At 40.8% G+C, this 13,887-nt stretch carries 11 protein-coding genes; 4 read left to right on the top strand and 7 right to left on the bottom strand.

Annotated elements, in window-relative coordinates; all coding sequences use genetic code 11:
• Window positions 1–5 precede the first annotated feature (5 nt).
• The 6 genes from ACM0OR_RS18625 to ACM0OR_RS18600 form a co-directional block, all read right to left on the bottom strand.
• Window positions 6–3,320 (bottom strand): type 2 lanthipeptide synthetase LanM family protein, encoded by a 3,315-nt coding sequence (locus tag ACM0OR_RS18625; protein WP_414577939.1) that lies wholly within the window; start codon window positions 3,318–3,320, stop codon window positions 6–8.
• A 120-nt stretch (window positions 3,321–3,440) separates the two neighbouring features.
• Window positions 3,441–3,659 (bottom strand): mersacidin/lichenicidin family type 2 lantibiotic, encoded by a 219-nt coding sequence (locus tag ACM0OR_RS18620; RefSeq protein ID WP_414577937.1) that lies wholly within the window; start codon window positions 3,657–3,659, stop codon window positions 3,441–3,443.
• Between the two features lie 138 nt (window positions 3,660–3,797).
• The gene (locus ACM0OR_RS18615) at window positions 3,798–4,022 is read right to left on the bottom strand and encodes a mersacidin/lichenicidin family type 2 lantibiotic (RefSeq protein WP_414577935.1); all 225 of its coding nucleotides are present in this window, start codon (window positions 4,020–4,022) and stop codon (window positions 3,798–3,800) included.
• 221 nt (window positions 4,023–4,243) lie between these two features.
• The gene (locus tag ACM0OR_RS18610) at window positions 4,244–4,471 is read right to left on the bottom strand and encodes a mersacidin/lichenicidin family type 2 lantibiotic (RefSeq protein ID WP_414577933.1); all 228 of its coding nucleotides are present in this window, start codon (window positions 4,469–4,471) and stop codon (window positions 4,244–4,246) included.
• Between the two features lie 138 nt (window positions 4,472–4,609).
• Window positions 4,610–4,834 carry a mersacidin/lichenicidin family type 2 lantibiotic gene (locus ACM0OR_RS18605; protein ID WP_414577931.1) on the bottom strand — a complete coding sequence of 75 codons (225 nt, stop codon included), beginning with the start codon at window positions 4,832–4,834 and terminating at the stop codon, window positions 4,610–4,612.
• Between the two features lie 220 nt (window positions 4,835–5,054).
• Window positions 5,055–5,237 carry a DUF1559 domain-containing protein gene (locus ACM0OR_RS18600; protein WP_414577929.1) on the bottom strand — a complete coding sequence of 61 codons (183 nt, stop codon included), beginning with the start codon at window positions 5,235–5,237 and terminating at the stop codon, window positions 5,055–5,057.
• A gap of 263 nt (window positions 5,238–5,500) precedes the next feature.
• Between ACM0OR_RS18600 and ACM0OR_RS18595 the strand changes: the two genes are divergently transcribed.
• The 3 genes from ACM0OR_RS18595 to ACM0OR_RS18585 all read left to right on the top strand — a co-directional run bounded on the left by ACM0OR_RS18595 (window position 5,501) and on the right by ACM0OR_RS18585 (window position 10,504).
• The gene (locus tag ACM0OR_RS18595; protein ID WP_414577928.1) at window positions 5,501–6,661 is read left to right on the top strand and encodes a sigma-70 family RNA polymerase sigma factor; all 1,161 of its coding nucleotides are present in this window, start codon (window positions 5,501–5,503) and stop codon (window positions 6,659–6,661) included.
• Window positions 6,662–6,665: 4 nt separating this feature from the next.
• Window positions 6,666–7,847 (top strand): DUF1822 family protein, encoded by a 1,182-nt coding sequence (locus ACM0OR_RS18590; RefSeq protein WP_414577926.1) that lies wholly within the window; start codon window positions 6,666–6,668, stop codon window positions 7,845–7,847.
• Between the two features lie 107 nt (window positions 7,848–7,954).
• Window positions 7,955–10,504 carry a CHAT domain-containing protein gene (locus ACM0OR_RS18585; protein ID WP_414577924.1) on the top strand — a complete coding sequence of 850 codons (2,550 nt, stop codon included), beginning with the start codon at window positions 7,955–7,957 and terminating at the stop codon, window positions 10,502–10,504.
• Between the two features lie 187 nt (window positions 10,505–10,691).
• Here the strand turns inward: ACM0OR_RS18585 and rpe are convergent, their stop codons facing one another.
• Window positions 10,692–11,399, bottom strand: coding sequence for a ribulose-phosphate 3-epimerase (rpe, locus tag ACM0OR_RS18580; RefSeq protein WP_190706910.1), 708 nt, complete (start codon window positions 11,397–11,399; stop codon window positions 10,692–10,694).
• Window positions 11,400–11,573: 174 nt separating this feature from the next.
• On the opposite strand from rpe, the gene ACM0OR_RS18575 reads away from it, so the two are divergent.
• A complete protein-coding gene (locus ACM0OR_RS18575; RefSeq protein WP_414577922.1) occupies window positions 11,574–13,169 on the top strand; it encodes a S8 family serine peptidase in 1,596 nt (531 codons plus the stop codon).
• Window positions 13,170–13,887: the final 718 nt, after the last annotated feature.

Below are 13,887 nucleotides of genomic sequence, written 5' to 3'. Positions count from 1 at the left end.
GTCGGTTACTCGGTAGCGATCGCATAATCGATTTGTTTTTGTACTGAGTTGTTAACCTTGGGAGGTTCTAGTCCTAGGACTGAAGGAACACTATTTGGTGCTGCTAGGCGCAGTAATTCATAACCAATACCTGCTAGTCCTGTCATCAGTCCCGGTGTCTCAACTCCCAAGGGAACGCCACAGAGCCAGCCGTGTTGATTGATACTTTCAAGAATGGCGGCAGCAAAGCGATCAACTTGAGTCTTCCACTGAGGATCATCTAGGGTGAGACTGGCTTGCAATAGTAATTCTAGGTTGCCCAAATCTCCATGACACAGAGAGTGATTGCTACCAAAGCCATTAGCTATTGTAGTTTTCAAAGCTGTGTTAATTTCGGAACTGATTTGGCGATCGCTCAGGTGTGGTAGACAGCGCAAGCGAGCTAGTCCAATTCCTGGCGCACCATGACACCATGCCGTCATACAAGTATGTTGAGTGTCATTTTTTTCTAAAACTTGAGCCGTAAAATTGCGTAAATCTAGCCAGTTGCTAACTTCAGGAGCAAACAGGCTACGCTCGTACTCAATAGCAGCTAGGGCAGTGGTTTGAAAACGCTGTTCACCAGTCAATGATGCCAACTCTAACAACGCCCAAGCTATCCCCGCTACACCATGAGAAAAACCTGCTAACGGTGCTGTATTTGATATATTCGTACTCCAAGCGACACCATGCTGCATCGGTTGAGCGCAGGCGATGAGACGATCGCCACATTGGATGGCAGCAGCTAGGGTGCGATCGCTTGGCGCACAATGATACAGGGCAATTAAACCACCGATACACCCAGCAGCACCACTAATAATATCCAGTTGTTCATCTTTGGCAATCAGATCCGGGAGACGTTGGACAATCTTTTCGGCTTCCCTCAGCAGTGTAGGTTGATTCCAAAGTGTACCCAAATGGGAGAAAGTATAAATGATTCCACCCCAACCATCAAACATCCCAATAGATTTGACATCAGATTGGCTAGCATCTACTTGGCGGAGAATTGTATTTAATGCAGATTTGGCTAAATTGGTATAACGTTCTTCGGTGGTGACAGCACCTAGATAAGCAAGAAATAGTGCGACTCCTGATAATCCGTTATACAAATCGATGTGTAGTGGGGTGAGTAACCATTTTTCTTGCGGAGTAAGCTGTAAACCAATCCAAGTAGCATCCTGTTCACTAGATAATGCTAACGTCTCTAAGCGATCGCCAACCGCTTGTGCTGCTATCAGTAATTGTTCACGACTAGCTTGATGATCTACTGGAATTACAGAGTAGTTGGGTTGTTGATTTTGCTCCCCTACCGTTACCAATGTAGTCAGAGAAGCCCGAATAAACCACAGTTGTTGTGTCAAATCAGCTTCATCAAGTTGCTGAAAACGACGTTTAACTGAAGCCATACTTGATTCGGCAAAAAAATCAGTAATTTGCTCTCCAGAACTAGTCCACAAATCCCGCGAATTAGGGCGAGTTGTGAATAGGGGAACATCACCTTCCCACAAATCCTGACGTTCAGCAGCCATGACTTTAGTTAAATGAGGTTCTTGGGCAACTCCTAGCCATAGTCTGTCAAACAAGCGATCGCGGTCTAAAGCATTCCGTAAAACATCGGGATGAAAGCCTTCAGTTAATAGTAAGCTATAGATATAAGTAGAACGAATAATCGCCCGCACATGAACTTCTGCAAAGCGAGCTAAAATCCCATTTTCCGCCAGTAACTCGTCTCGATGCTTCAAAAGTAACCAATAAATGTTAGTAAATCCTGTAATTAGAGAATCCGTATAATCTAATACACTCATTTCCTTGCCATTATAAGTCGGTCGATTTTGGTTTCCTGGCATTTCTACTCGCTTGCGCTTCAGAGATATTTCATCAGTTCCCTTTCCTTCCAAATAAATAGCGCGATAAGGCGTGAGTTGACCTTGTGCAGATCCTAAACCACTCAAGTCAAGGCCTTCATACTCATCATTGCCATAAACTCGCTGTGGTAATAATCCAATGCTCAACACTGAGAAAGCTATTTTTTTGTAAGCCAGTAAGTCTGTTTTGACAAGTTCTACTCGCTCAAAGTGAGGATGAAACAAAGCTTCCAAGTCAATTAAAATAGGATGCTCACCTGCGGCGATTAAGTTCTCACTGTGAAAATCAGTTGCTTGTAAGGCGTAGAGTAATGCTAAGTAGCCACCCTGACGTTCATAAAAACGCTGAATCTCTTCGGTTGTATTGCATCCAGCAGCCGTAACAAACTCCACCCAACCATAAGAACCGCGTTCTAAAATCTTTAAGGTTTGAAATGGCGGATGAGTACCGCGATCATTAAGCCAAGTCAGTAGTTCCTGGAAATGCACATCAACAGCTAGGCTTCTCGGTTTATAAACAATCTGTAATCCAGAGCTAAATTTAGCAATCAAAACCGAACGTCCACCATGATGGGTATCCCCAGCACTACCTTGCAACTCTACCAGCACTCCTGGCTGATTTCCAGGACTAAAGAGCTTGCAGATATCACTCCAATCAGCACAAAGATGGCGCAGAAACTCTAAACTAAACTGCACCCAATGATCAATACAAATCTTGATTTGGCGCGCGAGAACTGGATATTCTTGCAACAAAGCCAAAGCTTGAGAAGGCTGTCGTAAATTGGCGATGAAGTTTTGAAATCTTTCTCCAGGCGTATCCCCATTTAACAATCCTTGCAGTCGCGCCACATTGATTTCCAAAATCATCGTCCGATGTAATATTTGCAACAATTTTTCAGGAAAATTTTCTAGCAACACTTTCATCACAGTGTTAGCGTCAAACGGCAACTCTGACTGGCACTGAATCAGTTTCTGCACTTCCTGATTGAGTTGCTCAAACCCTTGTTGAATAAGTGGTTCGACGATGTATAAAAAACCAGCTATTTCTTTTTTGAGCATATCAGAAGGCAGAAATATATGAGCATCAGAGTTAGCTGATGTCATAAATGCTTGTTCTATTTCTGACACCCATGCTGGAGAAGAAAGGCGAGAGTCCTCCCGACACGCTACGCGATCGCACATAGCCTCAATTGGCTCACCCAAAAGTTGCAAAAATTCTTCCTCGGTGATCCCATCTAATGCTAGACGCTGCACCCAATCAGCATCACTCATAAATGAGTTTTGTTCTCGCCAGCGTTGTATCCTTTGTTGTGCTGTTTTGGGATTAATTTGCTGTTGAGATGTTGGAGAATTAAGTATATTTAGTAAGGTAATACGTTCAGCTAATGTCAGAGCTTGCAGCCATTGTTTATTAATAACAGAATTTTGATGAGGCATAGTTTATCTTCCAAAATAATATTCAAAAAAGCTGGGAAAAGGTGAACCGAAAAGTCTCACCCATCTTGCTTATTACTGTGTTAATACACTAGGAAAATTGTATGAATACTTCTTGTTGTATCACTTTAGTCTTACTTTGTAATAGCAAATAGTAATTGCTTGAGAAGGTCTAGGAAAAAAACTGGCAGTAATTCCACCACCAGCGAGTGTTTGTGTGACTTCACTGGGTAACTCAATCATTCCGGCGGGATTTTCAGGTAATTGGGAACGTTGTTCGTCACTCAAGCTATTGCGATAGTCTTCATTTTTCCATGCGTGAATAATGTCAATATTTGACATGATTTTTCTCCTTTGATGTTGGTAATAATTTTGATGGATTGACACAGCTAATTTTGTGCATGAGGCTTCTATTTCATAAGGCTAAGACAGCGCAAATACAAACCTTTTTTCTTCATTAGTTGTGTCAATCTATTTATTTTATTTTAAAGTCAGGATGTCACAAAGAACTCCCTTAGTAAATCCCTTTAGACCTGTGCATAAAACACCTCTAGAAAATCCGCCACCAGCGAGTGTTTGTGTGACTTCATTTGGCAACTCAATCATTCCGGCGGGATTTTCAGGTAATTGGGAACGTTGTTCGTCACTCAAGCTATTGCGATAGTCTTCATCTTTCCATGCGCGGATAATGTCAATATTGGACATGATTTTTCTCCTTTGATGTTTGGTAATTATTTTTAGAAACAGACTTTAGCTTTAAGGGATTAACCTGTGCTTTTGTCTTCCTGGGGGTTTCTACGATTGCTTTGAGTCTTTATGCACTGAGTGAGAAAATTTTTAGGAGTTAAACTCACTCATCTTGTTTGGCATTGTGATAATACAGTAGGGAAATAGTGTGAAACACTATTTGCAATATCTCTGTAGTGCTACTTCAAAATTAGTTCGCAAACACCACGTCTGCAAGTATAAATAGTAACTGGGCTTTTACAGATAAACCCTGCTGTAAATTTACCACCAGCAAGTGTTTGTGTGACTTCACTGGGTAACTCAATCATTCCGGCGGGATTTTCAGGTAATTGAGAACGTTGTTCGCCACTCAAGGTATTGCGATAGTCTTCATCTTTCCATGCGCGAATAATGTCAAAGCTAGACATGATTTTTCTCCTTTGATGTTGGTAATAATTTTGAGAAATTGACACAGCTAGTTTTGTGCATGAGGTTTCTATTTCATAAGGATAAAACAGCACAAATACAAACCTTTTTTCTTCATTAGTTGTGTCAATATATTTGTTTTATTTGAAAGTCAGGATGTCACAAAGAACTCCCTTAGTAAATCCCTTGAGACCTGTGCATAAAACACCTCTAGAAAATCCGCCACCAGCGAGTGTTTGTGTAACTTCATTTGGCAACTCAATCATTCCGGCGGGATTTTCAGGTAATTGAGAACGTTGTTCGTCATTCAAGCTATTGCGATAGTCTTCATCTTTCCATGCGCGGATAATGTCAATATTGGACATGATTTTTCTCCTTTGATGTTTGGTAATTATTTTTAGAAACAGACTTTAGCTTTAAGGGATTAACCTGTGCTTTTGTCTTCCTGGGGGTTTCTACGATTGCTTTGAGTCTTTATGCACTGAGTAAGAAAATTTTCTTAAATTAAATATTCTCACTCATCTTGTTTAGCAATATGCTAATCTTTACGCCAAAACTAGTAGCTTTAGAACTTACCTCAATAGGTCAGGAATCTTGATAATTATGAGCTGCGAGTGCCAGTTGCTTAAGATTGTTTGAGCAAGAACTTCTTCTTGCTGCTTCTTGATTACCCCCTACAATATTTTCCAGGCTAGTATTTGTTAATTTAACTAGTCCTGCCGCATTTTCTGCATTTTTCCACGCCCGGATCATGTCAATATTTGTCATGTTTGTACTCCTTTGCTTTTTGCAATGATTTTCAGAAATTAACCTTGGCTTTAAGGTATGAATCTGGGCTTCGGTTATTCTGGGAGTTGTTACGATGGCTTTGAGTGTTTATGCACCTTTTAGCTGAGGTTAGTTGCTGGGTCTAGTGCGATCGCGTAATTTAGAAGATTGTTGGTAATATTGTGGAAAATGCCTGGAACGCTGTGTATTACAATTAAGTAGAAATTCGTAAACTCTAAATTTTCTATACTCACATAAATTTCATGCAACCCCGACAGGGCATTATTGAAGTCTTCTCGACCTTTGTGCAGTTTGATGCAGATAGGTTCAGCCTTTGGACGATAGATAGTAAACTACAGCGAAGTATAAAAAAATGCTTAGAAAAATACCCGCAACAAACATCTGATCATTTCTGGGTGCTTTATTGGTACAAAATCTGGCAAATGGAATCCAGTCCTCTAGCGGCGGGGCATATTTCCGCTTATTTGCAGGAGGTATGCTTCTGGGTTGCTAGAAAAATAGCTGTAAACTTTATCAGTCAATTTTCGGTTGCTGATTGTTTTCAGATTGCTATTTCCTGCATTCATAAAATTCTCAAAAATTTTAATCCTGAATACAGCACAAGCTTAAAAAGTTATGCAGAATATGCTTTTGAGCGTTTTCTCAAAGACTCACTACGTTTAGGAAAGGAAGCAGATATCTGCACTGACTGGGCTTTATTGCATAAAATTAGTCGGAGACGTTTGCTAAATGCTTTAGAGAATGCTGGTTGTACCAGTCAAATTATCAATAGTTATGTCTTAGCTTGGGAATGTTTTAAGGAACTCTACACCAGTGATAGCCAAACTATCCGTCAGTTGGGAAAACCGGATACTGCAACATGGGAAGCAATTACTCAGCTATACAATAGACAAAGCTTAAGCCAAATGACTCCAGAAACTTTGGAAAAATGGTTGAGTACCTGCGCTAAATCTGTACGAAACTTTCTTTACCCCAAGTTTGTGTCTGTAGATGCTCCTATTCATGGGCAAGAATCAGGTAATTTATTAGATACATTACCCGCAGATTTACCAGCATCCTTACTTACAGAAATTATTGCCCAAGAAGAAGCCAAAACTAGACAAACACAACAAGCACAATTAAACCAAGTTTTAATAGATGCTGTAGCAGCTTTGGATATTCAGTCTCAAAAATTACTCCAAACTTATTACGAGCAAAAGCTGACTCAACAACAAATTGCCCAACAGCTAGAAATTAAGCAATATTCAGTTTCTCGCCGTCTTACTAGCATTAAACGCTCATTACTCACAACCCTAACACAGTGGAGTCAAAATCATTTGCATATCTCCCCTACATCCGTCGTAGTGGATGGCGTAAGTAAAAGTCTGGAAGAATGGCTCAACAATTACTATAGAACCTCTTGAGATTATGTTTGATGCTGCTGTGGGTTTCGCTGTTGATAATGACTTGGTTCTAGAAATGATTCAGACATCACCAAATCTAGAGCATAATTACTCTACGTCTGGTGGTTTTCAACGTGCTTGGATCAATCAAGTTTGTTTAACTACGTTTTTAGACTGGTTGCATAGAGAAATTACACCCCATGCTAGAGTGCATCCCAACATGGCTGCTTTACCGAATATTTGGGAAGTAGTCAATGGTACTGCTATCAGTTTTGATAACTCTCGCTTGGTGTTAATTCCTACCTTAGCGATGGATGTGGATGAGTTGCGCGTACCTCAAGAATGGGTAGATATTCCCGAATGGGTGGCTGATTATTACTTAACAGTACAGGTAAATCCTGATGAAGAGTGGATCAGAATTGTGGGCTATACAACTCATCAACAACTGAAAACTTTGGGGGTTTATGATGCAGGCGATGGCGTTTCGCCCAGCGTAGCTGATCGCACTTACAGTTTAGAATCTGATCAGCTCATCTCAGACCTAAATGTACTTTGGGTAACTCGCCAATTATCTCCTGAAGAAATCACGCGTGCGCCGGTTGCACCTCTAGCACCTTTACCCCAAACCCAAGCAGAAAATTTACTGCAAAGATTAAGTAATGCAGATATCAAATTTCCCCGCCTAGAAGTTCCCTTTCCTCTTTGGGGAGCATTGATAGCACACGGCGGTTGGCGACAACGTTTGTATGAATTGCGTCAAGGAATTATCCAATCAACATCCATCAAGCAATGGCTTCAAGAAGGTGTAACAAATTTTGCTCAACAATTTGGCTGGGAACGGCGGCAGTTTTTAGCCTTGTCTTCAGGGATGCGGAGTCGGGAAAGCCAAGAGTCTATTCTCGGCTTATCTCGACAAATATTAGTATCTGGTAACACTTACGAGTTACGAGTTTTCCCCAAAGGTAATCCAGAAGAACAAATTTGGCGTTTTGAATTACGCAGTGCAAATCCAGACAATATGATTCCTGTAGGGTTTAAACTCTGGCTACTGACGGAAGACTTGCAACCATTTCCTAACAATGAAGATACAGCAACAACGCCTGTAGAAGAATTGTCTGTAGAAGTAATGTTAGAACCGGGTGAAGGGTTAGTTTGGGAAGTCATACCTTTACCAGCAGAATATGAGCGCGAAATTTTACGTTTTTAGTTGCAGCGTAAGTAGTTATCTGTGTCTTTATGGTCTACAAGAATCTATCTTAACCTCAGAGACACAGAGAAGAATCAATATGTTTTCTTGGCTGAAGGTGGTGGGGAATGGTAAGAAAGAAATTCATGAATTTTTGTTTGCTGGTTGTGTTAACTATATTTATATGTGTTCTAATGCGTCCAGTTTTCGCAAATAGTTCCCAAAATATAATAAATCAGGATTCACAATCAAAAGTTGTCGAAAGCCAACAATTATATGCAAGTGGTAAATTTGCTGAAGCGGTGAAAGCTTTACAGCAAGAAGTCCAAGCATATCAACAGCAAGGAGATATTTTAAAACAAGCTGTAGCTTTGAGTAATTTATCCCTTGCTTATCAACAACTTGGTGATTGGCAACAGGCGCAATTAACTATTACTAAAAGCTTAGATTTACAAGGCACAAGTAATAAAAATTTAGCAGTCTTTGCCCAAACTCTAGATATTCAAGGACGCTTACAACTCTTGACAGGAAAGCCAGAAGCATCTCTTATTACTTGGAAACAAACTGAAGATATTTATACCAAGCTAGAAGATAAAAACGGTATTGCTTTGGCACTAGTTTATCAAGCTCAAGCATTACGCACTCAAGGTTTTAATAAGCAAGCTATTGAAAAACTAGAACAGGTAAATCAGACTTTAGAGCCTCAAGGTGATTCTTTGGCTAAAGCCGCAGTTTTGCTTTCCCTCGGTGATACTTTAGAAAATGTGGGAGAGTTAGAAAAATCTCGCCTGGCTTTAGAACAAAGTTTAGCAATTTATCAAAGGCTAAAATCACCTGAAAATATGGCTTTAAGTTTGCTCAGTTTAGGAAATAACGCTCGGATTCAACAAAAAAATACCCAGGCGATTGCATTCTATCAACAAACATTTGAAATATCACCTTCACCCCTTACAAAAGTTAAAGCAAAACTCAATCATCTCAATTTGCTAGTTGAAGAAAAACAACTCACCGCAACACAAACGTTAATTCCAGAAATTCAATCTCTGCTAGTACAACTCCCACCTTCGCGCTCATCAATTTACGCCCGTATTAACTTTGCTCACAGTTTGGGTAGTTTAAATACTCCCAAATCCCAAATCGCTCAACTCTTGGCTACGGCTGTACAACAAGCCAGGAATCTGAACGATATCCGCGCCGAAGCTTATGCTTTAGGTAATCTGGGTAGTTTGTATGAGAAAACGCAACAATTTGCTGAGGCTATTAGCCTGACACAAAAGGCTTTGATTTTAGCGCAAACCAGCAACGCGCCGGAAATCGCTTATCTTTGGCAATGGCAGATGGGTAGACTATTAAAAGCCCAAGGTAATTTTACCGGAGCGATCGCAGCTTACGACGCAACTATAGAAACATTGGAGTCGCTGCGTATTGATTTAGTAGCAGTTAATCAAGATATCCAGTTTAATTTCCGAGACAATGTAGAGCCAGTTTATCGTGAGTCGGTGGCGTTACTGTTGCAAAATTCTGGCGAAAAACCCGATCTTAAAACCTTAGATAAAGCTAGAACACGCATAGAAGCGTTACAGTTAGCAGAACTGGATAACTTTTTTAGAGAAGCTTGTTTACAAGGGCAGAGGGTACTGTTAGATCAAGTAGTAGACAAGGAAAATCCCAACACTGCCATACTCTATCCAATTATTCTGCCAGAACAACTGCAAGTAATTGTGAAAATACCTCAGCAACCACTGCGTCACTATACAGTTAACAAATCTCAGGTTGCAGTAGAACGCACCTTAGCAGAACTACGGGAATATATTTTAGAACCGGATAGAACTGCGGAAGTACAAACCCTTTCCCAAGAAGTCTATAACTGGTTAATTAAACCTATAGAATCTGATTTAACCACAAATCAAGTTAATACACTGGTATTTGTACTAGACGGAGCATTAAAAAATATTCCCCTAACTGCGCTTTACGACGGTGAGAAATATTTAGTAGAAAAATACGCTGTTGCTCTCAGTTTAGGACTTCAGCTATTAACGCCCAAAGCTCTGGCTGAAAAACCTGTGAGTGTACTGGCTGCGGGTTTAGTGCAACCACCGCCGGAGTATTCCTCATTCCCACCCTTACCAGGAATCAAGTTAGAATTTGACCTCATTGCTCAAACAGGAGCATCTACCAAAAAACTACTAGATAAAGACTTTACCAGCAGCACTCTAGAAAAAAATGTCAATACTGTGCCGTTTAATGTCTTACATTTGGCGACTCACGGACAATTTAGTTCTCGCCCGGAAGATACTTTTATTCTAGCCAATGATGGTTCTATCAATGTTTTACAGTTCGATAACTTACTCCGCTCTCAGAGTGACACTAATACACAAATCATAGAATTATTAGTTTTGAGTGCCTGTCAGACTGCCACCGGTGACAATCGTGCTACATTAGGCTTGGCAGGTGCAGCTATAAAAGCAGGCGCACGTAGCACAGTCGCTTCACTGTGGCACATCGATGATCAATCTACTGCCATCTTAATTGGTGAATTTTACAATGAATTAGTCAATAGTAAAGTGACTAAAGCAGAAGCCTTGCGTCGCGCTCAAGTAAAATTATTAACAAAGTATCCTAATTATAGTCGCCCTGCTTATTGGGCTGCTTATGTATTAGTTGGTAACTGGTTGTAAGCAACAACAAAAAATTAGGGTAGGAAATTTCCTACCCTAACACTGTTTATGCTTTTTCAATTAATGCAAACTACTAGGTCATCAAATTTGAATTGAGGGATAAGCAAGTTTGTCGTATTCGCGTAGCGTCTCTTAGAGAGGACTTTAGTCCTGATTTTTCTGAGGACTAAAGTCCTTACTACGAACCTTAAACTTTCGCCAATTCTGGTGTAGGACGTTTGCTGTTGCGAATATTAGTAATAGCCTCAGCATAATCTTTGGCGTTAAATACAGCAGAACCAGCCACGATCGCATTTGCGCCAGCTTCTAACACTTGCCAAGTATTATTAGCTTTAAGTCCACCGTCTACTTCAATCCAAGGGTCTAAACCGCGCTCATCACACATTTGACGTAGTTTGCGGATTTTTGGCACTACCCCAGGAATGAAGCTTTGACCACCAAAACCGGGGTTAACGCTCATAATTAGTATGAGGTCGCACAGTTCCAGAACATATTCAATCAGTTCTAAAGGAGTACCAGGGTTAAGTACGACCCCAGCTTGCTTACCGAGTTCTTTGATTTGTCCGAGAGTGCGGTGTAGATGTGGGGAAGCATTATGCTCGCAATGTACAGAAATAATATCAGCACCCGCTTTGGCAAAGCCTTCTACATACTTTTCGGGTTCGACAATCATCAAGTGGACATCCAGAGGCTTATTTGTAACCGGACGAATCGCCTCCACTACCAGAGGGCCTATCGTAATATTAGGTACAAATCGACCGTCCATTACATCAACATGAATCCAATCAGCTCCAGCTGCATCTACAGCGCGAATCTCGTCACCTAAACGACTGAAGTCGGCTGATAGGATAGATGGAGAAATAACAATGGGTTTTTGAGATTGGTTTTGGGTCATGGCTAGTGGGTTCTTAAGCGTCCTCGTCTGTAAGTATTGTAACAAAATAGGTAACAAAATATTGAGAATTTTTAGGATTGGGGATAGGGAATAGGTGACAGGGGACAGGGGACAGGGGATAGGGAAGAATACAAGATAGACAAATTAATGACTAATAACTATTGACTATTAACTATGAATAAAAAATTAAGCTGGATAATTTGGGGTTTAGGTGCTTCTTGTTTGAGTTTGCCGGTGTTGGCTTCAGCTTTACCAAGTTCTTTAGGAACTAATGGTATTGATGTTTTGAAGCTACATCAACCTCCTTATAATTTGCTGGGGCGGAAAATTGCGATCGGTCAGGTGGAAATTGGTCGTCCGGGTATGTTTGGCTGGGATAAGGCGGTGTCTAAAAATCGCTCTTTATCCTTGGCGGGGGTTTTTTTACGCAATGCGCCAGCTAAGTCTAATAACAGCGTTGACCCCCATGCTTATAATGTAGCTGGGGTTATGGTCAGTCGAGATAAAGGTTTACCTGGAGTTGCGCCGCAAGCGAGACTCTATTCTTCTGCTGTCGGTTCTACAAGAAATACGGGTCAACCGGAAGAGTGTTTATCAGCTCAACATATAGCTTTGCAAAATACTGGTGATGTTCGTGCCATTAACTTTAGCTTTGGTGAACCTCTCAACCGCGACCCCCGACCAGATGCTACTTTAGATGGCAAAGCTTTGTTAACGTTATGTGTTGACTGGTCTAGTCGTGTTCATGATGTTTTGTACGCGATCGCAGGCAATCAGGGTAAAGGTGGTATTCCCATCCCTACAGACAATTTTAACGGATTAAACGTGGCTTTTTCATCCCGTCGTGGGGGTATTTTTAATAAAGTCGATGTTTCTAATCTGGCGGGTTTGAATCAAGGGGTTAGTGGTCGATTGGCTGGCAAGGAATTTAATTTGGATGGGCGACGCTCTATAGGTATAGTTGCACCAGGTAGTAATATTCCTTTGCTTAATCCCGATGGCAAATTAAATAAGGTTACAGGTACAAGCTTTGCTGCACCTCATGTCACCGCTACGGTGGCTTTACTCCAAGAATTTGGCGACAGACAACTACGCACCAAACAACCAAATTGGAGTGTTGATAGTCGCCGTCATCAAGTGATGAAAGCTGTGTTACTTAATTCCGCAGAGAAAATCCAAGATAAGGGTGATGGTTTACTGTTGGGGATGACGCGGACGCTGATTGATAAACAAAACCAAGATTGGCTAGGTTCTGATGCTTATAAAAACCCAAAAATTCCTTTGGATTCTCAAATGGGAACGGGTCATTTAAATGTTTTTCGCGCTTATCAGCAATTTAGTGCCGGTCAATGGCTACCGACTGCTACTATCCCGGCTGTTGGGTGGGATTATCGACAAGTAGATGCTAGTAAATCTGTTGACTATACCCTAGCAAAACCCTTAAATCAGGGAAGTTTTGTCTCTATTACTTTGAGTTGGGATCGTTTGGTGGAACTCCAAGATACCAACAAAAACCAAATGTATGATTTAGGAGAGAAATTTAGCGATCGCAGTTTGAATAATTTAGACCTCTATCTCGTCAAAGCTGATAATAAAAATCCCGATGCTGGCACAATTTGTTCTTCAATGAGTGACGTTGATAGTGTAGAACACATTTTTTGCCCCGTTCCTGCTACTGGTAACTACAAAATCCGTGTGCAGTTCCGTCAGCAAGTCAACGAACCAATTCAAGCCTATAGTTTGGCATGGTGGACTGTTTCTAGTAAATGAATAATGATTTAATGGCTATTCTTTAATTATTTTTTTTGATTTATGTAAATCCCCTCCTCGTAAACCTACGGTGTATGCACATCTTTGTGCTGGTTGCAAAATGTGGTTTGATCCCCCTAAATCCCCTTTAAAAAGGGGAACTTTGATTCTAGTTCCCCCCTTTTTTAAGGGGGGTTAGGGGGGATCAAAACTTTGTAGGACTAGGTTATTAGACTTGTGTGTACACCGTAGCCTCGTAAGTTGGGAGGGGATGAGGACTGGATTTCTTGTACCTTACTCGAAAGAAAAACACTATAATATTTCCCTATTTATCGGGTTCATGTAATCTCTTTAATGCAATATTGTAGTATCTCTTGTTGTGCTTCTGTTAAATCAATTTTAAGATAATTACAGACATGAATAAGATTAGATATTCCATATTCAGATAACCCGCATTTCTCACAAACTGTAGGGGCGGGTTCACAGATATGCTCGAATTATTTACGAATATTTCAATCAACCCGCCCCTACGGACTCTGGACTGAGGTTGCAATAATTGGTGAGAAATCCGGGATAAGCCCTGCCGAAAAATTTGCACTTCCTCTATGATGCCCTGAATGTGTCTTTTGAGAGCTATTCTTGACGGAAAATAATTACAAAATTGGTCTGCGATGCCTATTAAACGCAGGGCGAACGCATCTAAATATTAAGGAGCGATAATCAAGGTGGAATTCGCCAA

It is taken from the genome of Anabaena sp. CCY 9402-a, from assembly GCF_963920945.1.
Classification (GTDB): Bacteria; Cyanobacteriota; Cyanobacteriia; order Cyanobacteriales; family Nostocaceae; genus Trichormus; species Trichormus minutissimus.
This window is presented reverse-complemented; position numbering and strand designations above follow the sequence as displayed.